General features: G+C 57.9%; 23 protein-coding genes. 13 read left to right on the forward strand and 10 right to left on the reverse strand.

Annotated elements, in window-relative coordinates; genetic code table 11:
- Positions 1 to 247: 247 nt before the first annotated feature.
- The 6 genes from HAP48_RS11380 to HAP48_RS11405 form a co-directional block, all read right to left on the reverse strand.
- A complete protein-coding gene (locus HAP48_RS11380) occupies positions 248 to 658 on the reverse strand; it encodes a 3'-5' exonuclease (RefSeq protein ID WP_224497022.1) in 411 nt (136 codons plus the stop codon).
- Positions 659 to 669: 11 nt separating this feature from the next.
- Positions 670 to 1,779 (reverse strand): ComEC/Rec2 family competence protein, encoded by a 1,110-nt coding sequence (locus tag HAP48_RS11385; protein WP_210292827.1) that lies wholly within the window; start codon positions 1,777 to 1,779, stop codon positions 670 to 672.
- Positions 1,779 to 4,190 (reverse strand): caspase family protein, encoded by a 2,412-nt coding sequence (locus tag HAP48_RS11390; RefSeq protein ID WP_166213717.1) that lies wholly within the window; start codon positions 4,188 to 4,190, stop codon positions 1,779 to 1,781. The genes HAP48_RS11385 and HAP48_RS11390 overlap by 1 nt, the downstream gene beginning before the upstream one ends.
- Before the next feature lie 300 nt (positions 4,191 to 4,490).
- Positions 4,491 to 5,855: an exonuclease domain-containing protein gene (locus tag HAP48_RS11395; RefSeq protein WP_166213716.1), complete on the reverse strand. Its 1,365-nt coding sequence runs from the start codon at positions 5,853 to 5,855 to the stop codon at positions 4,491 to 4,493.
- Positions 5,856 to 5,867: 12 nt separating this feature from the next.
- Positions 5,868 to 6,383 carry an ImmA/IrrE family metallo-endopeptidase gene (locus tag HAP48_RS11400; protein ID WP_166213715.1) on the reverse strand — a complete coding sequence of 172 codons (516 nt, stop codon included), beginning with the start codon at positions 6,381 to 6,383 and terminating at the stop codon, positions 5,868 to 5,870.
- Positions 6,380 to 6,712: a helix-turn-helix transcriptional regulator gene (locus tag HAP48_RS11405; RefSeq protein ID WP_166213714.1), complete on the reverse strand. Its 333-nt coding sequence runs from the start codon at positions 6,710 to 6,712 to the stop codon at positions 6,380 to 6,382. The genes HAP48_RS11400 and HAP48_RS11405 overlap by 4 nt, the downstream gene beginning before the upstream one ends.
- Before the next feature lie 223 nt (positions 6,713 to 6,935).
- On the opposite strand from HAP48_RS11405, the gene HAP48_RS11410 reads away from it, so the two are divergent.
- The 4 genes from HAP48_RS11410 to HAP48_RS11425 all read left to right on the forward strand — a co-directional run bounded on the left by HAP48_RS11410 (position 6,936) and on the right by HAP48_RS11425 (position 12,522).
- Entirely contained in the window at positions 6,936 to 7,889 is a 954-nt protein-coding gene (locus HAP48_RS11410; protein ID WP_210292828.1) for a ComEC/Rec2 family competence protein, read from the forward strand.
- 70 nt (positions 7,890 to 7,959) lie between these two features.
- Positions 7,960 to 9,096 (forward strand): ComEC/Rec2 family competence protein, encoded by a 1,137-nt coding sequence (locus tag HAP48_RS11415; protein ID WP_166213713.1) that lies wholly within the window; start codon positions 7,960 to 7,962, stop codon positions 9,094 to 9,096.
- A gap of 2 nt (positions 9,097 to 9,098) precedes the next feature.
- Positions 9,099 to 11,327, forward strand: a complete 2,229-nt coding sequence (locus HAP48_RS11420; protein WP_166213712.1) for a ThiF family adenylyltransferase — start codon at positions 9,099 to 9,101, stop codon at positions 11,325 to 11,327.
- 28 nt (positions 11,328 to 11,355) lie between these two features.
- Positions 11,356 to 12,522 carry a patatin-like phospholipase family protein gene (locus tag HAP48_RS11425; protein WP_166213711.1) on the forward strand — a complete coding sequence of 389 codons (1,167 nt, stop codon included), beginning with the start codon at positions 11,356 to 11,358 and terminating at the stop codon, positions 12,520 to 12,522.
- 234 nt (positions 12,523 to 12,756) lie between these two features.
- Here HAP48_RS11425 and HAP48_RS11430 read toward each other — a convergent pair whose 3' ends face one another.
- The gene (locus tag HAP48_RS11430) at positions 12,757 to 13,026 is read right to left on the reverse strand and encodes a hypothetical protein (RefSeq protein ID WP_166213710.1); all 270 of its coding nucleotides are present in this window, start codon (positions 13,024 to 13,026) and stop codon (positions 12,757 to 12,759) included.
- Position 13,027: 1 nt separating this feature from the next.
- Positions 13,028 to 13,705 (reverse strand): hypothetical protein, encoded by a 678-nt coding sequence (locus HAP48_RS11435; RefSeq protein ID WP_166213709.1) that lies wholly within the window; start codon positions 13,703 to 13,705, stop codon positions 13,028 to 13,030.
- Between the two features lie 594 nt (positions 13,706 to 14,299).
- Here HAP48_RS11435 and HAP48_RS49995 point away from each other — a divergent pair.
- From HAP48_RS49995 to HAP48_RS11445, 3 genes are all read left to right on the forward strand, one after another.
- Complete coding sequence (locus HAP48_RS49995; protein ID WP_275949203.1) at positions 14,300 to 14,422, forward strand: hypothetical protein; 123 nt, start codon at positions 14,300 to 14,302, stop codon at positions 14,420 to 14,422.
- 102 nt (positions 14,423 to 14,524) lie between these two features.
- Positions 14,525 to 14,710: a hypothetical protein gene (locus HAP48_RS11440; RefSeq protein WP_166213708.1), complete on the forward strand. Its 186-nt coding sequence runs from the start codon at positions 14,525 to 14,527 to the stop codon at positions 14,708 to 14,710.
- The gene (locus tag HAP48_RS11445; protein WP_166213707.1) at positions 14,697 to 14,930 is read left to right on the forward strand and encodes a hypothetical protein; all 234 of its coding nucleotides are present in this window, start codon (positions 14,697 to 14,699) and stop codon (positions 14,928 to 14,930) included. Before HAP48_RS11440 ends, HAP48_RS11445 begins: the two co-directional genes overlap by 14 nt.
- Here the strand turns inward: HAP48_RS11445 and HAP48_RS11450 are convergent.
- A complete protein-coding gene (locus HAP48_RS11450) occupies positions 14,911 to 15,444 on the reverse strand; it encodes a hypothetical protein (RefSeq protein WP_166213706.1) in 534 nt (177 codons plus the stop codon). The genes HAP48_RS11445 and HAP48_RS11450 overlap by 20 nt on opposite strands.
- A gap of 138 nt (positions 15,445 to 15,582) precedes the next feature.
- On the opposite strand from HAP48_RS11450, the gene HAP48_RS11455 reads away from it, so the two are divergent.
- Both HAP48_RS11455 and HAP48_RS11460 read left to right on the forward strand, forming a co-directional pair.
- Positions 15,583 to 16,857 (forward strand): hypothetical protein, encoded by a 1,275-nt coding sequence (locus tag HAP48_RS11455; RefSeq protein ID WP_166213705.1) that lies wholly within the window; start codon positions 15,583 to 15,585, stop codon positions 16,855 to 16,857.
- Positions 16,835 to 16,993 (forward strand): hypothetical protein, encoded by a 159-nt coding sequence (locus HAP48_RS11460; protein ID WP_166213704.1) that lies wholly within the window; start codon positions 16,835 to 16,837, stop codon positions 16,991 to 16,993. The genes HAP48_RS11455 and HAP48_RS11460 overlap by 23 nt, the downstream gene beginning before the upstream one ends.
- Here HAP48_RS11460 and HAP48_RS11465 read toward each other — a convergent pair.
- Positions 16,990 to 17,985 carry a C40 family peptidase gene (locus HAP48_RS11465; protein WP_166213703.1) on the reverse strand — a complete coding sequence of 332 codons (996 nt, stop codon included), beginning with the start codon at positions 17,983 to 17,985 and terminating at the stop codon, positions 16,990 to 16,992. The two genes, HAP48_RS11460 and HAP48_RS11465, sit on opposite strands and share 4 nt — an antisense overlap.
- Positions 17,986 to 18,675: 690 nt before the next feature.
- Here HAP48_RS11465 and HAP48_RS11470 point away from each other — a divergent pair.
- From HAP48_RS11470 to HAP48_RS11485, 4 genes are all read left to right on the forward strand, one after another.
- Positions 18,676 to 19,227 (forward strand): hypothetical protein, encoded by a 552-nt coding sequence (locus HAP48_RS11470; RefSeq protein ID WP_166213702.1) that lies wholly within the window; start codon positions 18,676 to 18,678, stop codon positions 19,225 to 19,227.
- Complete coding sequence (locus HAP48_RS11475; RefSeq protein WP_166213701.1) at positions 19,224 to 19,778, forward strand: hypothetical protein; 555 nt, start codon at positions 19,224 to 19,226, stop codon at positions 19,776 to 19,778. The genes HAP48_RS11470 and HAP48_RS11475 overlap by 4 nt, the downstream gene beginning before the upstream one ends.
- A 99-nt stretch (positions 19,779 to 19,877) precedes the next feature.
- On the forward strand, positions 19,878 to 20,663 hold the full coding sequence (locus tag HAP48_RS11480; RefSeq protein ID WP_166213700.1) for a hypothetical protein: 786 nt from the start codon (positions 19,878 to 19,880) through the stop codon (positions 20,661 to 20,663).
- A gap of 98 nt (positions 20,664 to 20,761) precedes the next feature.
- Positions 20,762 to 21,589 carry a hypothetical protein gene (locus HAP48_RS11485; RefSeq protein WP_166213699.1) on the forward strand — a complete coding sequence of 276 codons (828 nt, stop codon included), beginning with the start codon at positions 20,762 to 20,764 and terminating at the stop codon, positions 21,587 to 21,589.
- Positions 21,590 to 21,698: the final 109 nt, after the last annotated feature.

A 21,698-nucleotide genomic window follows, 5' to 3' on the forward strand; every position in this document is an offset into this window, starting at 1 on the left:
GGCCGCAAAGTGCGCAGTGTGTTGATACATCGCGCACCTTCAGTACGTCTTTGATCATACGCAGCGACATTAGGACTTCCGTTACCTTCGGCCAGGAGTGACAGTGTGCGGAGCAAAGCGCATCCGCAGCAGCGCACGCGCAAACGTCCAAGGCTTGTGTTGAGCTACAAGCTCCTAAGAGAGAAAAGGTTAGGCCGCATTGGAGATGAGTTAGACTTATCAGCTCCGCCTTAGCCCTTTAAACGAGCTAGCTAGCGCGCAATAGCCCTTCAAAAGTTATGTCTCGATATTTCACATCCGCTTCCGCTGAGATACCGTCGTCGCTTCGAGCCCGATATCGTAGATCGCGCGCGCACAACGTTCCGAGTCTATACGATTTGTGCCCGGGATAACGGCGCCGTATTTCCACGCAAGTGCACGGCTTCGGAAAGCGGAAGCGCCGTTCGTGCCGTTCGTGCTCGTACGACAGGAAGCCGTAGTCGAAGTTCACGTTGTGGGCGACGAAGATGCCGTCGCCTATGAATGCCATGAAGCTTTCCGCGATCTCGTGGAACAGGGGCGCTTCCCGAACCATCTGGTTGGTGATGCCGGTCAGCTCGACGATCTTCGCGGGGATCGGCCGCTGCGGATTGACAAGAGATTGCCACTCGTCGACCACCTGATGGTTACCTAACCTGCCTCCAACAAGTCTATCGACGCCCCGGCGGAATTGTTCGTTGGAAAGACGCAATCGTAGTTCCAGCGCTTCTTGAGATTTTCATCATCCCAGATCTCCGTATTCTCTTGACGGAAATTAAACACGAGGGTCTTCGGTCGATGCTGATCGGCCACCAGAATGCGAGCAATCGCTTCGGGATCCGGATGGTCGTGACGCGTACCGTCCGTCGAGAACGCAAAGCATGTGCAATCGATCAGCTTCAAGAGCGTAGGTGACGTGTTCGCTTTGCTGCCATGATGGGACACTTTAAGACAGTCGAGCCTTAAAGGAGCAGCCTCGCTTGCGCTTCGCGCGCGCAACGCCCTCTCTATGACGCCAGGGTGCGCGTCGCCCGCAAGAAGAATTCGCTTGCCCGACGCCTCGGCGAGAAACGCGATGCTGGCGCCATTTGGCTTAGTCGTGTCCTCCTTGAAGGGTAGTCGAGCTAGCGCTTCCACATTCATCGTGGAAAGGTTGACGCGTCCAGCGGCCAGAGACTCCTCAACTTCGTCCGGATCAGTCGTGCGAAGACCGGCCTTTTTCAGTTCGGCCTCCCATGTCGGTAAGAGCAGAGCGAGCTTTCGATCATCGGGTGACAACAATTTTAGCGACAAGCCACCATCGAACGGAATTGATGCCTTTGCTTCGGGGCTGTCAGTCGAGACGATCCCCGAGCTAAAGGCTGCATTCCAACGCCACTTGCTGTTGATAATGCCGACCGTTATCTTCTCGGCCTGTTTCGCTCCTAAGGTTTCTCTCTCCGATGAAGGCAAACGATCGTTTGCCGCCTCAAGCTGTTGATATCCGTTGAACCATACTTGATTGGCGGAAAATGGGAGCGGGCGTTCCCTAAAAAGCGGAACAGCACCCTCAATATGGTCCGCGTCGATATGGGTGAGGACGACGAGATCAAATTCCCGAACTCGCCGAAGCAGGGGCGCTAACCTCCGATAGTCTTTGGTGCGCCCGAAATCGATGAGGGCGTGGCGCAGGTCCGTTGACTTCCCCCAACTGAGCAAAAGCGCATCACCGTCAGAGGCGGGATGCATGGTCAGCCGGAAAATGGGTGAGGCAGATTTCATCACCGTTCCAGGATGACCGTAAATGCTCGTGTGGGGTCCACGCGATTTGCGAGCCGTCGCGCGTGGCGCGCCGCCTCGATGACTGCCGGCGGCGGCTCTGGAATGCTCTCCAGACCACGCGCGAGCCAATCGACTGTAAGCGAGTAACAAGGCACGCCGCGCCAAAATCCCTCGATCATGCACATCGTGGCTAAGCGAATATCGCGCCGGCTTCTTGCTCTATTTAGAAGATGACGCCCTAGAATGATTGGGCCATCTGGAATGCTTGGGAACCAGTGCACAATGTTGCGCAGCCATGGATCCCATTCCTCCTCTATAGAGCTGCTGCCAGAGACTGCGATCAATGCGCCAGCAACTGCTGCGAGAGGATTAGCGACCTTATCCTCTATGGCGTTGACCGCGTGTACTAGGAGGCGATGATCAAGTAGAACTGAGCTCTGTGTCATATCTCGCGAGCCCAGGAAGCCAAGAAGAGTCGACCATAGCGGATTGTCGACGACCATCGTGGTCATTGGCGTGTCACGATGTGCAGAACGATCGATCAACGCGTAGGATCGCCACTCCGACCTGGCCACACTTGTCGGGATAGCGGCCAACTCTGATCGACGGCCCATCGTAATTCGAGCGAATGGAAAGCGGGGCCGAGATCGCTGGAATTCGAACGTCCTGACGAGACGATCCATGGTCAGCCAGCGCCGATCTTGAAGCGGGCGATCTGGCCGAGTTCTCTCGTCCCGAAAATCGAAACGAGCATACCGTTCGTCATCATCGACATGATTGATTTTGATTGCCGGCGCGCGAGCGAAGACTGCACCGCGGATCATGCCAACGCCACCAAACGCTTCGACGACCACCTCAGACCCGCCCGCGGCCATCTGCACAGTCTCTGTCGAGGGGGGGTGGATCGCACCCGTCAACACTGCCGACACCAGCCATTCGTGCGGTGATTGAAAGGAATCGAAGATTACCCTCGTTGTCTCTTGCTCCTGTACGGTTACATCTCGGGACTGAATGCGTCCGTCTGGTGTGTGCAGAGCGACTGTCACTTCGCCTGGTTCGATAGCGATCCGGCCCACATCAAATTCACCCGTGGCGATCGGAAATGTGTAAGCGGGTGACTGGCGTGCATCGCGTCGTGTAATGCTCGCGACGCCGCCAATTCCGGTGTGATATTGGGAAGGAACTTCGATCTCTAAGATTGCTTGCGATCCAGGTGTTCTAACCTTTCGCAACGGCACCGGCTGCTGGTCAACCGTAATGAACAGGGAGGGCGCGCGAACTTTTGCTTTCGCAGATCCCAGACTCGCGGGACCACCTCGAGCATCAATCTCCAAAACGGACAATTCTTGAAATTTCCTAACGTGGAACGGTGACTGGTTCGCTTTGCCTCTGATCGCGGGAGGAACGAGCGTTCCGTCAACCGAAACGTTAATGGTGCTGTCGGGCCATTTCGCGGGGTCTTTCAGCGTGATGTAGACTGGGACGTCTGTGAATTCGCCGGGAAACGTTATGTCAAATGATCCGGCGCAGCGTCCTGCTGGCGTTTGGGGCTTCTGGTCAGGCAAACGATGCAAGGCCAGAATCTTATCGATCTTGTCAAACAGTAGGCCCGGCCGCACGGGCCAGCCATCAGCGCCGGGGTCGCTTGCTACGCCGTTTAGGCCCTGTAGCAACGCAGTATTGAATAAAGTCGGCCCATCTTTCATGCCAGCCGCAGCTGTACCGAGTGATGTTGAGCAGATCACCCATTGCTTTCTTGGTTCGCCGTGATCGTCAGTTCGACGCGTCAGCGCAATCAGCTTGTTACCGCCAATTTCGTTCCATGGAAGATCGGCAGCAGTCGGATTACGACAGCAATCGAAACATAGTAACTGCGATACCGGCATCGCATTCTCGAGCGAACCGATCAATTGTTCCACCTCGACCATGCCAGCCGTGGCGTCGTACTTATCGCGACCGTAATCCTCTAACAAAAACGACGTCCGATTTACAAAGCTCTCACCATGTCCCGCCACATACAGGATCGCGAGGTTATCCTTGTTGGTGTTGATACGGTCGAGCCAAGCTTGCATGGCAGCTTTCGCATTGGCGAAAGTTGCGCGCGGCACTTCGCCTCCAGCATAGGTCGACAAGCGTCCCGTTTTGTCTTCAGACAGCAGGATAGCCAAGCTTCCAAGGCTGCAGTTCTCGTTCGAGAAGCGCGCCTTTTGGTCATCAACAAACCAGTCTGCTAGATTTCTTGCTGAGATCACCGACGTGCTGACGGATTTCAGCCTCGAGGACTGGTACGATCCGATCCCGAGAATCAGTACATGCGTCGCGGGGCCCTCTGCTAAGGAATCATCGTCGTAGACGAGCCCGACGTCCCGTCGCTTGTCGTTGGAGGGTACGACTTGTTCAGCTTTGGCCATGATTTCTCCCGATCAGCCTCACGGAACTATGAGCTACGTCATGGCTGGCTCGCGGCCGGCTCAAAATAAACGCCAGAAGCTTAATCAACCAATGATAGAGTGCAATAGCTACAGCACTTCTATTTTTAGTATTTGCGATCGTGCAAGCCGCATCTTGACGGCCCGAATTGCTCTCATCGCATGCCATCAAGAAAATTGCGTCTTCGTTCCATCCATGAGACGCAAGGCTATTGGCCTTTCTACCCTCCGACGCTCGGTAGCCCGGAGAACCGCAGTATTTTCCCTCCTTGCCCATCGCTGTCAGAGCGAACGGAATTCGATTTTGAGAGCTTCCGATTGTTCTCCGATCATGGCGTCGAGCTCGGACAGAGCTTGAGGAACAGTCGTCCAAGGCGGCGCTGTGTATCGTCCCTCGCCACGACGGCGCGCCGCGATATCATTGACTATCAGGCGGCGCTCAGGCTCCTCCAAGACGTGAGGGCTCTCGAAGAAGATGAGACGGCGTGCAAGTCGTCTCAGTCGATCGTCCTGGAAACGCTGCGCAAAGTCCAATCTGTCCTGCCATGGCAAGCTATGAAACTGCCGAGACAACGCAGAATCGGCATCCGAGATGAAACTTCCGCCATAGATCTGTTGCTCGACATGCTCGGAGGGCGGATAGATCGGCTCGATCGATGCTGCCGCGCGGGTCAAAGCCGCCATAAATTCAGGGTCGCCGCGAACCGAAGACGCTCGCCGCGTCAGTTCGTCTTCGGTGAGATCCACGAACCGATCGGGTTCGATGTCCCACAAAGGATAGAGCAGGGGCGATGCGTTGACCTTCAGTCTGCGAATGGGACGCGGCTCCTGCGTCAGGCGCTGAGATAGTTCGCCGTCATCGAGCTTCCGCAAGGCGTCGATGTCGGACGCGAGGTCGAGGCAATAGTGAGAATTTCCGTCGTTCGGGTTGACTCCGACCCTCGTCAGGAAATGCATGACCTGCGGACGCCCGAAATAGTCGAAGTAGGCGAAAGCGTCCTCGTCCCGGACGAAATCGACGACCGCCGGCTTGGCCGAGAAGCGGAGAAAAGTCGACCAGAGGTCGGGCGCGCCGGCGCGCACCAGCCGGCATAGACCAAGCATGGCGTCGACGTCGGCCGCGGCGTCGTGGAGCGCGCGTGACGGGACGCCGTTCGCCGCGGCCATGGCACCGAGTCGGTGCGTGGGACGACCGTCCCGCTCCAGTCCCGCGTGCATGACCGATGGATGCAGGGTCGTCGCGGCGCGCATCAGGTTGAGTACGTCGGCGCGAGCGTTACCGTTCCTGTTGGTCAGAAAGATCGGATGCAGGCATTGATAGAACGCCTGCCGCAGAAACTCCTCGTCGAAGCGGATCGAATTGTAACCGAGAAAAGTCGCAGGGCACCAAGAAGCCAGCACGTTCACGATCTCGCACACCATCGAATAGTGCGACTGTCTGAAAGGGCTGTTGGCTTCGGCCAGCGTATGCCCGGTGACCAGCAACGCCTGCGGTGACGGAACAACGTGAGGCAAGAGGCGCGATCTCGTCTCGAACCGGTGCGTCTCGTTGAGGTCTGCATCGGTCCTGACGGCGGCGAACTGAAGTATCTGGTCGAAGCGCTTGTTCAACCCTGACGTTTCGAGATCGTACAGGACGAATGCCACGACCGCCGCTGCCTATAGTCTTGCGAGTCTGATTTGCAGAGCAGCAAGACTGACGCGGAAGCGATTGGCGATGCCGATCAGATAGTCGTCATCCTGGATATCGCGCGACGATTCCGCCATGATTTGCTGCACGAGCCGCTCCGGCATCAGAAGTTCGGAAGCGAACGCATTGGCCTGCTTTTCGAGTGGATCGATGCCTTCCGCCGAAATGGAATCGCGCGGGATGAAATTTCTGCCCTTGTCGATCAACACCGTCGCCTCCAGTTTCGCTCGATGCAGCACCACGTGTGCCAATTCGTGCGCGATGGTGAAGCGCTGGCGGTTCGGATGGTGGTTCGAGTTGACGCCAATCACCGGCTTGCCGTCCCGGATGAACGCCATGCCGGACAATTCGTCGTCGAAGGGCGTGTATTCGATGCGAACTCCCAGGACCTTCGCGAGTCTGTCCACCGGCACGGGCGGCACCTTCAGACCGAGTCTTTTGACTAGGGCACTCGCTTGCGCTCTCGCCTCATCCAGTTCGTTCATTTCTGGCTCCCGCCCGTCCGTCTCACGTAGTTCTCGATCTGTGCGCGCTGTGTATCGTTCACGTCGCTGCCTTCGATCATCAGCGGACCGCTCGCCTGCTCGAACGAAAAGCTGCTCGGAACAAGGTCGATGATCGACTCGACCTGCAGCGCCTTCGCAAGCCTGTAGACCTGATGGAGCATCAGCTTCTGTCGCCCACTCTCGATGTTGGCCAGCGACGCCCTCGTCAGCCCGATCATATCGGCCACCTCCGCCTGCTTCAGGCGCAGTTTCTTTCGTCGCGCCGCCAGGCTCGCGCCGATGATCCGGTAGATCTCCAAATCAGCCATGTTGCCCCAGAGAATCGTAGTTCGGACCACTCGTCAACACTGCAAACGTTTGTGTGTTTATTACAAACATTGCGGATAATTAATATTGTATTGGTGTTTTTTCAGCCAGAGTCGGGTAAGTTGTAGGGAATAAGAGCTTTCCCGATTTTGGAGCAGTCATGGCTGTCCCGAACCGACCTGAAGCCCTACCGCGCCCCCGGACGACGACCGGGGATGAAGCCGCATGATGAAGAGCATCGTGACGCGGTTCCGCGCGTATCAACTCGGAGTTCCCGGCTCGTCCTTCTCCTTTTTCGCCGACGGACACTTCACGGTCATCGAGGGGCGCCTGACCGAGCTCAGCAAGGTCGCACTCCTGTACGAGATGCACCGCTGCGGCGTCGAGACCGCCAATACCCTCCACATCACCAGTTGGGACGCGGACCACTGCAATCGGCACGAACTGCAGGAGCTCCTCGGCCTGGTCCGGCCGCTGCTGATCGAGTGCCCCGGCTACGATCCCTACACCGATCATGGAGAAGGCTGTCTCGAGATCATCGCCGCCTACAGGGACGCGCAGCTGAAGGCGAATCGCACGCCGACGATCCGTCACCTCACGCCCAGGTACATCGCCGCACTTCAGAAGGCCGGGGATCTGGCATTCAAGGACACGCTCTACAATCCGCTTCGTTTCGACGAGGACTGCGCCAACAACAATTCGACGGTGAAGCACTTCCGTCAGGGCAGCTTCAATGTCCTCAGCCTCGGCGACGTCGAATCCCCAAACATCTCGGCACGCTTGCGGCGCTCGCGGATCCTGAAGTCGGAGACCGACGTGATGATCCTCGCTCATCACGGGGCGGACAACGGCTTCACCACCAAGGGCTTCCTCGCCCGCCTCGAGCCGCGCCTGGCGATCTGCTCGTCGAACTACGCCAACCAATACGATCATCCGCGCGACGAGATCCGGGAGCTGCTCCACGAGCAAGGCATCCGGCTCATGACGACCAAGACGGGCGACGTGATCGTCAAGTCAATCGGCGACCACACCGGCGTCTATCGCGCCGTCAACCTCAAGGGCAATTCGAAGGACATCTCCTCGACGATGGACTTCCGCTCGAAGAAGGGCCGGATCCTCTCCTTCAACGAGGACACCCTGCGACAGAGATATCAGGGTCGGAGATGTTACGGCCCATAGGAAAGTGTCGAGAAGCCTCAACGCGGCCTTCCGATGTCCGGAAATCACCGCATAAATCGGAGAGACCGAAATGACGGCTAAACTTACCTTTCATCCCCTCGGCAACGCCGACTGCACCCGCATCGACATGGCCAACGGCCGCAAGATGCTGGTCGACTACGCCGACATGCGCAATCCCGACGACATGTGGGACGACCGCGTCGACCTGCCCGAGGTGCTCAAGGCCGACCTGCGCGCGGCGAAGCGCGACTACTACGACGTGGTCTGCTACACCCATCTCGACGACGACCACTGCTGCGGTTCGGGCGACTTCTTCTGGCTCGAACATGCCGCGAAGTACCACGGCGAAGGCCGGATCAAGATCGACGAGTTGTGGGTGCCCGCGGCGGCGATCCTGGAGGATGGTTGCGAGGATAGTGCGCGCATCATCCGTCAGGAGGCGCGGCACCGGTTGCGCGTCGGCAAGGGCATCCGCGTCTTCTCGCGCCCGACCAAGCTCAAGGAATGGCTGGAGAAGCAGGGCCTGACTCTGGAATCGCGCGCGCACCTCATCACTGACGCCGGCCAGTACGTACCCGGCTTCTCGATGTTCGGTCCCGAACGCGTCCAGTTCTTCATCCACAGCCCCTTCGGCTGGCATCAGAACGAGAGCGAGATCGTCGACCGCAACCAGCACAGCGTGGTCTTCCAGGCGACGTTCCGGGAGGGAAGCCGCGAGACCTGCGCGCTCTTCATGTCGGACATCAACAACGACACGATCAACCAGATCGTGACCACGTCCGAGCGCCACGGCAACCAGGACCGGCTGCTCTGGGACATCTTCAAGATCCCGCACCACTGCTCCTACCTCTCGATCGGGCCGGAGAAGGGCGTCGACGTCACGAAGCCGACCGGCGAGGTCAAGTGGCTGTGCGAGACACAGGGGCGCGAGCGCTCCATCATGATGTCCACCAGCTGGTCGATCCCGATCAAGGGCAGCGACGAGGACCTCGATCCGCAGCCGCCGCACCGCCAAGCCGCGGCCTACTACCGCTTAGTCGCAGACCTCAAGGACGGCCAGTTTAAGGTCACCATGGATCTGCCCTCGAAGAGCAAGCCCAAGCCGACGACCATCGAGATCACCGAACGCGGCGCCCAGCTGTTGCTCGTTTCCGCCACCGCCGCCGGCGCAGTGAGCGTGGCGGCGACCCCGGTGCGGGCGGGCTAGGCGTGACGATCCACGCCTGGTGGGCCGCCTTCGGAGAGGCGACAACGGTCGACGACGTCGCCCCCGGGCCGGCGCGTTCGTTCGCGAAAGCAGTGATCGCCGGCGTTGCGGCGACCACATTCGTCGAGATCAAGGAGGACAAGGCGACCGGCTACGTCGGTGTCCATGTCGAGATCGACGTGGAGCGCCCCCAAGACCTCGCCCACCCGATCCGTGCCCACGAGCCGATCGGCATTCTCTTCCCGTCGCCGCAGGGCCGTCCTGCGGTACTGGCGCTGCGGAACGACTTTCCCCACACCATGCATCAGAATGGTGTGCCCGAAGGGATGCCGTTCTCGCTTTGCGTGGACGATCGGCCGTGGTCGGAAGCGCGCCTGACCTACACGCCGGCAGAATTGTCGCGGCTCGTACAGCTTTGGCTGGCCAAGGCGGCGCGCGGCGAACTCCATGATCCGGCACAACCTCCGGATCCGCTGTTCTACGGCGCGGACATGTCCCTGGTGTTGCCGCGCAGCGTCTTCAAGGCCGGGTCCACGATCTCCGAGTTCGCGGGTTTCGTACGTGCCGACAATCAGGGCCTGGTCTTCGCCCTTCCGTCCAACCAGGCTCGGCCGGGCGGCATCGGCCTGACCGTGATGGCTTTCGCGCTGCCTCCGCAGGTCATGACGTCGATCCGGCGCTTACCTCGAACCTTGGAGAGCCTGGCGACCGAACTGGCACCGAGCGGCCTCAAGCTGTTGGACGAGATCAAGCAGCGATTGAAAGCGTGGACAGGCATCGCGGACGACGGCGTCAGGCGGATGGCCGGCCGCCTCGCCATCGTCGTCGGTCTCCCGGTGACCACCGAAGGAGGTCGTGCCGCCGACGACTTCCGGGCCTTCATCACCACCAACGCCGCGGGCGAGATCGGCGTCCTTCTAGGCGTACTGCACGCCAACAACGTCGGCAAAGGCTACGTCCGCGCGTTCCCCGAAGCGCCGGTCGCGGGAGCTTCGTTGCCTCTCATGCCGGCGCAGGTCCATTTCGCCTTCGATCGGGATCTCGCGGCCTCGATCGCCGGTGCCGAAGCCGCGGACCGAAGAAAGGTCGTGCTGATCGGCGCCGGTTCGCTCGGCTCCCAGCTCGCCATGGATCTCGCCCGCGAAGGTGCTTTCGAGTGGACCGTCGTCGACGGCGACGCGCTCCTGCCGCACAACATGGCACGTCACGCACTGTTGGCGGACGAGATCGGCGCGCCCAAGGCCAACGCATTGGCCAGGCAGATCTCGGCATTGCTGAACGAGCCCCAATCCGCGATCGTGGCCAGCGTGCTCACGCCGAACTCGGATCAGCAGACGACGCTGGATGCCGCCTATGCAGCTGCTACCATTATCATTGACGCGTCAGCATCGGTCGGCGTCGCACGCCATGTGAGCGATCTGCCCTTTGCTGCACGCCGCGTCTGTGTCTTCTTCAATCCTTCGGGCACCGCCGTCGTCTTGCTTACAGAAGATGCACGGCGCGATGTCACGCTGCGCGATCTCGAGGCGCAATATCACCGCCTCATTCTGACCGAGCCGTCTCTGGCCGAGCATCTCGACCTCTCCCAAGGGGGCGTGCGCTACAGCGGCTCGTGCCGTTCCTTGACGAATACGATACCGGCAACGCGAGCGGCTCTCTTAAGCGCCTTGGCTGCAGGCGGGATCACCGAGAATCTTGCGAACGATGGCGCCAAATTGACGATCTGGACCTTGGGCGAACGCGGCTCTGTCCAGGTCGTTCAAAGAGAAGGCGAACCGGTTTACCGGTTCACGGTCGGTAATTGGCAGGTCAGCTATGATCGCGGATTTCTTGTTCAGCTTGCTGCGTTGCGCGATCTCCGTCTGCCGAACGAGACCGGAGGAGCGTTCGTCGGTATCGCTGATTGGAGCCGCTTCTCTCTTCATCTTGCTCATGCGTTCCCCGAGCCTGAGGACAGCGTTGGTAGCCCGACCCAGTTCGAGCGCGGCGTCGTCGGCTTAGCGAAGTCTATCGATGACGTCGCGCGTCGGTCGATGCATCAGGTGAGATATCTCGGCGAGTGGCATTCGCATCCGCGCTACGCGAACGCGCGACCTAGCGAAACCGACATCGCGCAACTTGCCTATCTGGGCGCAGAGCTTGCCGCAGACGGCTTGCCCGGGCTGATGGCGATTGCGGCCCACTGTGGAGAGTTTTCCTTGCTAAGCTTCGATCCGACGCGGTCAGGATGAACGCCTATTTCGGGGGGCATTTCTCGCCATGAGCTCGACTGATATTCAGACAAGCTTCGAACGCCATTCAGCTCGGGATGACTTCTTAACAGCAACCAAAGTCGAGGATACATTAGGCCTCTGCCTCTCCGGAGGCGGCTTCCGCGCGATGATTTATCATGTTGGCGCGCTCACGCGGCTCAATGAGCTAGGTCTACTTTCTCGGCTCGATCAAGTTAGCAGCGTTTCCGGCGGTTCGATCACTGCCGGCATGCTGGCCCTCGCTTGGCATCAGCTCCAGTTTACGGCAGATGGGGTTGCCACGAACCTCAATGAAATAGTCGCAAAGCCCTTGCTTGCATTCGCTGGGCATCCTTTGGATGTGCGTGCGATCGTGCTTGGGTTGCTTCCCGGGCGTAGTGCTGCGGATGAAGTCGTTCGTGCCTACGATGCGCATCTCTTTAATGGCGCTACACTACAGGACGTCACTGATCGCCCACGCTTCACGTTCATGGCAACGAATTTGCAGACCGGCAGCGGTTGGAGGTTTGCAAAGGATTATGCTGCTGACCATCGGGTTGGCCAAATCGAAAGGCCAACGCTAAGTTTGTCGCGCGTGGTCGCTGCCTCGTCGGCCTTTCCACCATTCCTTTCACCGGTCCGGATCGAGTTTCGTGATGGTGATGTGAAGCCAATGCGGGGCACTGATCTCCATCGCGCTCCATTCACGCGGACTGCCGTTCTTACCGACGGCGGTGTTTACGACAATATGGGTCTTGAGCGCATCTGGAGGCGATGTCGGACAGTACTTGTCAGCAATGCTGGTCGCAATACGCCTGAGGTTGGTTCGCCAACCGGCCGATGGGTAGGTCAGTTTTTTCGAACGCTTGAACTCGTCTCTCAACAGGCCGAGAATTCGCGCAAGCGCATTCTGTTTGGTGTGAACAATCTTGGTCAGCGCAAAGTCGCTTACTGGGGCATCGACACTCCGATCGCCGACTATGATGTGTCCGGCGTGCCAGCCATCTCTATGGAGCAAACGAAACGCGCAGCATCGATGCGCACGCGCTTGAATACGTTCGCGCCGGAAGAGATCGATCTGCTCTTGATGGCAGGGTACGCAGGCGCAACGGCTTCGTTGTCTGCGCGAGGGTTCGCAAATCAACAGCAAGCCACCTTCGGCGCGCTGCCATTGCGGGCGAGCGGCCTTGATTAGGGCGCGTACTCATTGACTAGTTGGCCGACTGATGTCCGCCCCAGATAGCGGCTGAGGAGGAGCGCTGCAAGTAAGTCTGTTCATATTAAATAATGCGGCGGGCGGCTTCGACTACCATCCTCAGGGCGATGCTGGCCAGAAAATATCTACGAGAGGCTTTTTGGCATCTGAAGAAGTACTCGTGCGGTGGGCATAAACGGAAAGGGCTATGGAAGCTCCAGAGCACTTTGGATTTTAGACCTTCACACCGGCAAGAGCCGCTCGGAACGTCTCAAGTGGCTTTCGCGACGGCAGCTCAAAATCCTTCGGCATCGTGATCGTCGTCTTTTCACGCTCTCTCTTGCACGACAGTGAGAGCAATCCAGCCTCGTACTTTCTGCGCTTCGGGTTGTCGTGCTCATTTGCCAACTTGCAGATGGCAGCCAACACAGCAGGCTGGAAAAAGTCCTCTACTTCGCGGAGCGTGTCGAGGATTACTTCAGTCCGCTTGGCCAAGCCTTCCATCTTACCTCGGATGGCGCCGATGAGCTTCGCAGCTTTCTCCGGTTCTCCGACTAGTGTAATCTGCGCTGCCGCGAAGTCCGCCATCAATCGGCTGAACTCTTGGCGCACATCCAGTCCTGGAGCACACAATCTCTTTGGCAATGACGCGCCGATGATGTGTCGATCCATGGAAGCAGCGGCAGGCAAGCGTATCGAAGACCCAGGGCATCTGGGTCTCTAGCTGACCGCGGACTCTGTTGAAATGTCGGAATACTTCCGAACTCGAGATCGCATTTAGGTACTCGACGAAAGGGTGAATTGCGACCTTGATCTCACGAACGCGCCTGAGCGCGTCCTGTCTACTGACCGCCGCGTCGAAGTCGGCGGTGTAATTCTCGAAGTCTTCGCCATAGATCGTCTTGGCGCAGATCCAGCCGACCAAGAAGCGAGATTCGCCTTTGCGCATGACGAAGCCGGCATGGTGCTGATGGTGGCCGTGTACGCAGGAAAACATCTTCCTTTCTGATTTCCTGAGATCGTACTTGTACTCGACGTATGGATCCTCGTCGTCGGCCGGAAGTTCATAGACGAGGTTGGGTAGGCTTTCGGGATCATCAGTCATAAGCTCCGTATCGAGGAGCTGGTCGTCGCTCAATGTTTCCCAGTGGCGCCGCGTGGTGCGGGCCTGCGGTCTCAACATTCGATCTCCTATCGTTGGTTGCGGGACGCGACTCGGTACTACGCCAAGGTTATACCCGGTTCCGCATATGTTCCGGCAATAAGTTCCCTTATCCCGCGTATTCACAGTTCAGGGCGGCGAAAGGCGGCGGCAGATTCGCGCCGCCAGTGGCTGTTCGCCGCACGGCCAGCTGGGGCGAGATACGCCACAACGGATGACGCTGCCTTTGCTCGCGTCGAAGAAAGACGAACGGTAACGGTGCTCGCTCAACCCATCTGTCCCACAGATGACAGCGTCGATATTAACGCGGCAGAGTCGTCCAAAATGCCGCCAGACGTCACGTGAGCCGCTGGTCGCACTGCCTTGAAACCGCCACGGACTCAGGCCCCATTAGAGAACTCTAAACCCATCAGACCGACATCAACCCGTGTCGCGATGGCGAAGAATAATGAGTAAGGGTCATCAGCGGCCCGCAAATGAAGACCCGGCATGCCGCCGGTCGCCAAGATCTTCCCGGTACTCACGCGGAGTACCGCGCCCAGTGGGTTATGACTGAGCAGGGACGATTCATCACGCAACTCGCTTGGCGTAAGCCAGGCACGTGGGAATTGTCCTATGAAGACCATCGGCTGGGCCGCAATTATCTACAACATCCACGACGCCTACACCTTCGGCGCACTCGTCCTGCTCATTGCCGGCGAGATCGTTCTTGCGCGCCTCGTCCGCAGGAGGAGGTAGCGGATGATTGTCAATGAATCTGCAGTTTAAGTCGTTTTTAACCATCTGTCGCTATGGTGATGGTCCGGAAATCCACATTCATTAGCAATTTCAGAGGCGTCCATGAGCGAATCAACCCGAAATGTCCAAAAATCTGACGTCCATAAATTGGACATCCGCGCCGCGCTCGCCACCGGCCTGCACCGGCTTGTCTTTCGCACTCGGAAAGTCAGGCTGAATTGGTGGAGCGGCAACGTCGCCGTCGAGGAGAGCGTCACCACTGTGGAGCCGACCGATGCGCGGCACTGAACTCCCGGAATGGCGCAAGCGTAACGGCTTCACCCAGGAGACGCTGCGGATCGCGCTTGGCGTCAAATCCCGGCAGACCATCATCACCTGGGAGAAGCAGACCGATCCGCTGCCGCGATTGGTCAAGCTGGCTCTGTTAGCGCTGGAGAATTTCCCGGAGGAGAGGAACGTGACAGCGCTGGCGACGGTCCATCGGACGCCTATCCCGGCGTCGTTTTAGCCTTCTTATCGGCGGCTCCTTTGGCGTAGGTCGCAATCACGATATAGCTGCCGCAGTGGCGAATGGCGTCGGTCACTAGCTCCGTGTCATTCATGCCCTTGATGCCTTCTTTGCGCGCGCCTTCTGGTGTCATAGCCAAATAAGCTTCGCGGACTTTCTGGCTTTTCTCCTTGATTTTATCCACTTGGAGCGAGTGAACGAGTTCGTTCCGTACATGTGAGCATAGAGACAAAAGCTCCCAGATCGGGCGACCGACTTCGGGTGGATCGATCCTATCCCTCAATTCTTCGATCTTCTTTCCGGTGTAGAAGAAATGGCTTGGGTCCTTTCCGTACGCTTCGAGCAGTTCGATCATGAAGCCTTCAACGATGACCTGCGTCTTTACGACGGACAGCATCATTTGCTCGGTGCGCCTAACGAGCTCCATTGCTCGCTTGTGAGTATCCTCAAAGAGCTTCTCTTGCTCGGTCAGCTCCGGCTTGTTAGCAAATATCAAACTCTTCTCGTTGGCCATCAGCTCCCTCCCGGGTTGCGCAAACCATGACATAAATCGGGAGGTAGTTCTATTTCTAGCGCGACGGGATCGCAGGATTGCTCCTCACCGCCGAAAATGCGAGCCTGATCGAGCTACGAATTTCAGGAATATCCGCGCATGACCCCGGCCGAACTTGTGGCTCGCGAGAAGGACAAGCACGAAGTCTCCGCATGGCTGCTGCGTCTCGTTCCGCCGAATGGTCGCGGTTCATCGCTCACCGAGCTGCCGCCCGAGCTGATAGAGCTCATGAAGCCGATTTTCCCGGACGCACTTGGTGGCGCGCCGGACCTGTATCGTGCGCTCGTGGATGAGATCGATTGGGCGAGAGACGCTTACGCCCGATTGGTGAAGAACCTGCCCGCCGACGTAAGCACTAAGCTGCAGCTCTCAGACTTGCTCGCAGTCGGAGCGGTTCATGACGCCGAGTTCAACGGGTTCGTCGAAGACTGTAAACCCGGTCATGCGATCTGTGTTCCGAATGGCGCCCTGATGCTCGTGTCGTTCTCCGCGGAACTCTACTCCTTGAATCTGCCCGCGCTCATTCAGCAGACCATCATTCTGGGGGACTATTGCGCCTGCGGTTTAACGGACCGGCGGCAATTTCGGACGATGCGGGCCCTTCGGCAATACGAGAATAAGGACGCGCTGGCGTCGCTCTATCCGGAAAGAATAGCCGGCGAGCTCGACTTCCTCTTCAAGAATTATTCTGAAATGGGCGTGGCGGGTCCACCTTCATTCTTCACCGGGTTCGGAATCATGCCGTTGTTTCCTCACCCGGCTCGTTTCGGCCATCCATTAGAGACGGGCAATCATTTTCGTGAGCACGCGATAAGATTCCTACTGTTGCACGAGTGCGGGCATGTCCTGAACGACGATTTCGGCGTAAAGCATTCGCACGGCGACGAATTCGCGGCCGACGAGCGCGCCTTCGAACTCGGTATCCGCTCAGCGAAATGCAAACAAGCAGTCGTGGCGAGCTTGCTGGGTGCCTGGCTTGTGCTCGCGATCGGACGGCGGCTCGAAGCCTTCGAACAGAACGCAACTTCGTCGCATCCGCCGGCACAGCAGCGATTGGACAGGTTACTGAAATTCGTCCGAAACACTGCACTTCTAGGCTTTTTCCTCCGCCGGTTCGCACTCCACTGCCTGCGAGAGTTGGAGCAGCGCGATGCATTGCTCGCGGAGACCTCTAAGGGTTACAGAGAATGGGCTAAGAGCACCAACACGATCACGACCGTGATCGAGGGGTGTCTGCGGAATAAAAGCGATGCGGATTTCATGGACCAAACTACCAAGGTGGTTGGTGCAGGCCCCTCCCAGCCGCATCTTTTCGGCCATCGCGGCGTCCCGGATCGAATTCGAACGACGATTGAAGAAGAATCCCGACGATGAAGATGCCGCCGCGGCCATCCGCATGTTGATGAAGATCTACGACGCGGCCGGCGACAATACGACGTCCACGCTTTCGATGAAACTTCAGAACGCCTATTCAGGGGAGATTCGCCGCTTGGCGCCCTCCCGCCGCTAACGGGAGATTTTCAGCCAGTTCGTGGCGATATCCTCGAACTCGTCCGATCCGCTCAGCCAAGCCGGCACGCAAACTCCCTCCCGTTCGCCAAGGCTCCGCCTGACGGCCTCGCCGTAAGCATCGGCGTAGAGCAACGAACATATGACCGCGTCGTTCGCGTACCTGCGCATGTCATCGCTGATGAAAGTCCGGCCCCGCACAGCGACATTGAACCAGATCTTCACCGCTTCCGCGACACCATACTCCTTTCCCAAACGGGTCATCGCACGAATGCAGAGGCGCCACCTCTGACGATCGTCGGAGATGTATCGCGAGCGCCGGAATCGCAATACATGAGCTCCCTGCGAGTAGTCGAAAAGGCTCGTCACTCGTACCGATCCCTGTGTCATCGAATCGGTGGTTGCCTCTATGACGCTCGCGCCGTCGCCCAGATACATCGCGGCATGGGACCATTTCGCGTCTTGGCCGTGATAGCCGCCCCACTCCTGCGTCTTGACGATCATCTCGCTCATCTTATCCGGCGCACATTCCCTCGCGAGCATCAGGTCGCCCGGGAGAAGCGCCGAAGTGTCGACGATCTTGCCGAATTGCCGGGTTTTCAGCGGTAACGCGCTCAGGACGACGGCCTTGCCCTTCGGATCGGCTCCCGGCTCGAGCTCGATCACAGGAGCATCGAGCGGTTCTTCCGCATCGGAGGCCTTTCTCTCCCGACCGCCATCGCCGCCATGGCCGAATGCATGTCGGCGCGTCTCGGCTTCGCTGAGAGCATCGGATCCCAAGGCGACGCGAACCACCGTTCCAGCATCGACGTCCCATTCGACGGCCGCGGTGGCTCCGGGCAAAATGCCGTACTCGGCGAATGATTGACCTCGATAACCGTCCAAAACGCTGGGTACAAAGCAGAGGGTGTCCTCGACATCTGTCAATGTCAGATATGCAAGTGAGTTGTCTACTATGCGGCCGACCGTTCCGACTGAAGTCGCAAGCGTCATCTGGCGTCTCCCCCGATCGAAATAACTATGACCCAAAGAGCCTTGGGCGTTTGATAAATGAGAGGCGGCCGGCTGGCCCCCCACGTCTCGGCACCCCACTGAACGATAAATTAACCAGTACGGATCGAGCGAAAATCATCAGGATAACCAGCCCGTCGGTCGGTCTCTCCCGGTCCGATAGGGCCGCTTGAGTCCGATCAGGCCGCAAAACATGACGCACTTATGTGTGTTTTGACGCTCTTATGAGGTGCATCACAAGAACTTCGCCTGGAAATCGCTTCAGCCTGAGCGTTCCAACACAGAACATTACCTTATCAGTGGTAACGTGAACGGTTGAACGAGCTCTGGCGGACAGGCGAGACCAATCCGCCAGCTACGCTATGCAGGGCCAGCAGCCAAATGCCCGCATCCTACCGCCGCTCAGGCAGCCAACTACCGACGCTTTGTTTGCAGAACTCTCCGGTCTGGTACCGAGAGCAAGTCACCTTCGAAGATTCTGGACCAATACTTTGTCATGCGGTCAGTGCTGACAAATGATCTCACTGTCCCGATTGGCTCTTGCTCGACCACCAACCCTTGCAACTCAGCGTTCTCCAATATTGAATGCGTAATCGCTGTCTGCATCTTCCGTGGGACACGCTTCTGGCCGAATAGACAGTGCAGCATTCTGATCAAGAATTGGTATGACAGGTGGTCGAGGTCTATCTCGTCATTATGGGACCCAAGTTTCTTGGACTTGGTGTCCCGCGTTTCATGCCCGACATTCTCAAACCACTCAGGGCTGATTCCAGTGTCCAACAATCTGACGAACTCATCCTCGGTAAAAATGGGCAACCTCATTCTTCGCTCCTTGCGATGAACCATCGGACAGAACGCCTGCCGACTAGCGACCATTTACAAGATGCGTTTTGGGGCGTTTCGCCGGGCCAGATTATTGACGAACAGATTTCCATCGCCAAGAGAGCGGCCCGCTTACGGCATGGTGCGGGACGTCGACTTAGATTCATGCTCGTAGTCGTCACCGCGCAAGAATTGCGCCACTTTTTGTCGCTTAGAAAGATACGTGTCTCTCAAAAACGGCCGACTAATTTCGCCTTCAACATCGCCTTCGAGCACCCGACCGTTTTCCAAGTTTCGCCTCGACGTTCGCCTGGGGCACACCCTCGGCTTTGCCGCCCAAGACTTCCGGCCGATGCGCACGCTAATTTTTGCAGCAGTCGTGAACTCTGGAGCCGCCAATGAAGAAAAAGTACTCGCTCATCCGGCAAATCAAACAAAGTGAAATCGACCAAATCCGGGCGCAGCTCGACCGAGTACGAAAGGTCGGCAAAAAGGCTGCTCGGAGCGAAAAGCGGTTCGCCGACTATCGGTATCTTCGAGCGGTGTATCGCGCTCTTCACAACCTGGGCGAAGACAACCTCTTGCCAATCCTGAGCCGGGTCGTTCGCCAGGAATACAACGTGCCGAAACGCGCCGGCACTCACGCGCTACGGACGATTATCGACGCCACCGCCACCACCGCTTCTGATCTTCGAACTCGCAGTCGATGGGCTCGCGCGCTGGAATGGGCATACGATCAAGAAGTTCGCCCGAGCGAACTCATTTGGTTCCTAAAGGCGAACAACGGGATTGCTGGCTGCGCGCGCCTAGCGAACATGGGGCTTCCGCTTTACCGACGTCCTCGGGATTACGCCTTCAGTGACGATCTGCCAGAGTCGAACGGCAATGATGCCTTCGGCCAACTGAGAAATCCCTATCGCTCTAAACTACCACGCCTAAGGTTACCGGCCTAGACCCGCTCAATTAGTGCCCCTTCATGGGGAACCGGTGGACCAGGGTGTTTATCCGTGGCTCAATGGATACGACTCGGACAGACCTGGAGGGGCAGAAGGATGGTGTCGAAGATCGATGTAGGTGATTTGATTGCAGTCCTGATAGGAGTTCGTCGAGAGCGCTACGCTTACGAGAAACATATCGCATTGATGACGTTTGCCACGTGGCTTCAATATCCAAACGATCAAGAGGTGTTGCAGCACGCCCAAATCGTCGCAGCCGCGGCGTGCTTCCTTGATACACATGGTGAGCCTAATCGGCTGGCCACAGTTGAAAACCTTGCTATTGCCCTGCTGGCCTCTCCCCTGAATAGACCGCTACTTGATGTTACAGACTCCTCCACCACGCTGACGAGCGCTGTAACTGAGATCGTCTCTTTCTTCCTGTGCTGTCCAGCAACGGCTAAACCGAGCCTGAACAAAGCTCTATTCTTCATTGAGGGAGGCGGTTTCGACCATCTCGACCTAAAGGATAATGAGCCGGACGCCCGGTCTCTTTCGACGCTCAAGATGGCTTGGAAAGAGCGAGCATGCACAGGCCCATTCCATTGGGCCCTGGCGATTGCGGGGTTGAGCGACCTGTATGAGATGCTACCAGACAACTGGGGCGCATTCAGGCGAGCAGAGAGAATTCTCAAGAAGCCTGAAAAGCTTGCCGAATATTTTGGAATAAGCAAGTTCGTGCAAGAGCGCTTGCTTTCAATTGTCGACGCCTCCAGCCGCAACCGCTTCAATGTGAAGTTTCCAAAGCGCATTCGTACCATCGAGTGCGAGTTTACGGAGTTCGACGAAAGCCAACTAACGATCCTGCGTAGATACCGCGCCCCTAAGTTTATGCCGGACTAGGTCAAACTGAACTTGACCTAGTTCTAGTTTGCCCCGGCAGATTACGCCAGCCCGTCAGCGTCGCTACGTTGCGCGTGTTCAAGAACAGGAACGCGCACATGAATACGCCAAGCCCCTGGCTTGCCAAAAATCTCGCTGACGAGCGCTGGTTCGGTGAAGGTCAGCCCAATTGGAAGCATCTGCCTTCTGTCGAGAAGGCGCAGATCGAACGGCTGAAGCGCGTTCGGCTGCTCAAGAAGCACCGCCATCCAGAGTTGATGACGGCTCTTGCAGCGTGCGCGCCGGGTAAACGTTGCCTGTCCGGATGCTGTCCTGAATGTGGCCGCGCCATGCAGCGTTTCGTGGCGACAAAGGCAAGCCAGCTCCTTACCCCTTACAATGAATACGATGTAGCCTCCATCATAGGTCGCACTCAGCGGTTGCAAGGCAATCTGCGCACGCTACCGGCCGCCAAATTCCGCGATCATCTTCTCCGCACCCTGCGACGTGGACGGGCCGGGTTGGCACTCGGTGGTATCGATTTTAGCTTCAACGAGTTTCCAGCAACCGACCGACTAGCTCGCTGGGTCCCTCACTTTTGGCTTTTGATTCACAACGCCAATAGGCCGCGCTGGGAGCGCGTCGTTCGAGAGACATATCTTGCGAAAGCACTAATACGACCTAGACCCATAAGAATCGATCCATGGGACGGCAACATCGAGGCGCTCGGCTATGCGCTAAAGACGAAGTTTGATCGGCGCATCTCCAAGGTCACATATCGCTTCGCGCGCGGCAAGGTACGCGAATGCAAAAATACTACTTCCGACAGATTGCGAGCCAACGAACGTGTCGAGCTATTCCTATACTTACATGAAATCGGGCTCGAAGGTCGTCTTGTTCTATTCGAAGTGACCAAAGCGAGAGGAGGCTTCGATGTCGCCTCCTAACTAGTGGAGCCACCGCAAACTGAGCCGAAAACTGACTGAACTGCACAACGATTAGCTCAACATCGCACAACGATATCGCCGTAAACCACGTGTGCACGCTGTGCACGCG

The sequence above is a fragment of the Bradyrhizobium septentrionale genome (genome assembly GCF_011516645.4).
In the GTDB taxonomy this organism is placed as follows: domain Bacteria; phylum Pseudomonadota; class Alphaproteobacteria; order Rhizobiales; family Xanthobacteraceae; genus Bradyrhizobium; species Bradyrhizobium septentrionale.

What these genes read in the sequence shown, in the direction of transcription:
- HAP48_RS11385 (WP_210292827.1), bottom strand. Translation starts at nt 1,779, where the DNA reads ATGAAATCTGCCTCACCCATTTTCCGGCTGACCATGCATCCCGCCTCT.
- HAP48_RS11390 (WP_166213717.1), bottom strand. Translation starts at nt 4,190, where the DNA reads ATGGCCAAAGCTGAACAAGTCGTACCCTCCAACGACAAGCGACGGGAC.
- HAP48_RS11400 (WP_166213715.1), bottom strand. Translation starts at nt 6,383, where the DNA reads ATGAACGAACTGGATGAGGCGAGAGCGCAAGCGAGTGCCCTAGTCAAA.
- HAP48_RS11405 (WP_166213714.1), bottom strand. Translation starts at nt 6,712, where the DNA reads ATGGCTGATTTGGAGATCTACCGGATCATCGGCGCGAGCCTGGCGGCG.
- HAP48_RS11410 (WP_210292828.1), top strand. Translation starts at nt 6,936, where the DNA reads ATGATGAAGAGCATCGTGACGCGGTTCCGCGCGTATCAACTCGGAGTT.
- HAP48_RS11415 (WP_166213713.1), top strand. Translation starts at nt 7,960, where the DNA reads ATGACGGCTAAACTTACCTTTCATCCCCTCGGCAACGCCGACTGCACC.
- HAP48_RS11425 (WP_166213711.1), top strand. Translation starts at nt 11,356, where the DNA reads ATGAGCTCGACTGATATTCAGACAAGCTTCGAACGCCATTCAGCTCGG.
- HAP48_RS11430 (WP_166213710.1), bottom strand. Translation starts at nt 13,026, where the DNA reads ATGGAAGGCTTGGCCAAGCGGACTGAAGTAATCCTCGACACGCTCCGC.
- HAP48_RS11435 (WP_166213709.1), bottom strand. Translation starts at nt 13,705, where the DNA reads ATGTTGAGACCGCAGGCCCGCACCACGCGGCGCCACTGGGAAACATTG.
- HAP48_RS49995 (WP_275949203.1), top strand. Translation starts at nt 14,300, where the DNA reads ATGAAGACCATCGGCTGGGCCGCAATTATCTACAACATCCACGACGCC.
- HAP48_RS11440 (WP_166213708.1), top strand. Translation starts at nt 14,525, where the DNA reads ATGAGCGAATCAACCCGAAATGTCCAAAAATCTGACGTCCATAAATTG.
- HAP48_RS11445 (WP_166213707.1), top strand. Translation starts at nt 14,697, where the DNA reads ATGCGCGGCACTGAACTCCCGGAATGGCGCAAGCGTAACGGCTTCACC.
- HAP48_RS11450 (WP_166213706.1), bottom strand. Translation starts at nt 15,444, where the DNA reads ATGGCCAACGAGAAGAGTTTGATATTTGCTAACAAGCCGGAGCTGACC.
- HAP48_RS11455 (WP_166213705.1), top strand. Translation starts at nt 15,583, where the DNA reads ATGACCCCGGCCGAACTTGTGGCTCGCGAGAAGGACAAGCACGAAGTC.
- HAP48_RS11465 (WP_166213703.1), bottom strand. Translation starts at nt 17,985, where the DNA reads ATGACGCTTGCGACTTCAGTCGGAACGGTCGGCCGCATAGTAGACAAC.
- HAP48_RS11475 (WP_166213701.1), top strand. Translation starts at nt 19,224, where the DNA reads ATGAAGAAAAAGTACTCGCTCATCCGGCAAATCAAACAAAGTGAAATC.
- HAP48_RS11480 (WP_166213700.1), top strand. Translation starts at nt 19,878, where the DNA reads ATGGTGTCGAAGATCGATGTAGGTGATTTGATTGCAGTCCTGATAGGA.
- HAP48_RS11485 (WP_166213699.1), top strand. Translation starts at nt 20,762, where the DNA reads ATGAATACGCCAAGCCCCTGGCTTGCCAAAAATCTCGCTGACGAGCGC.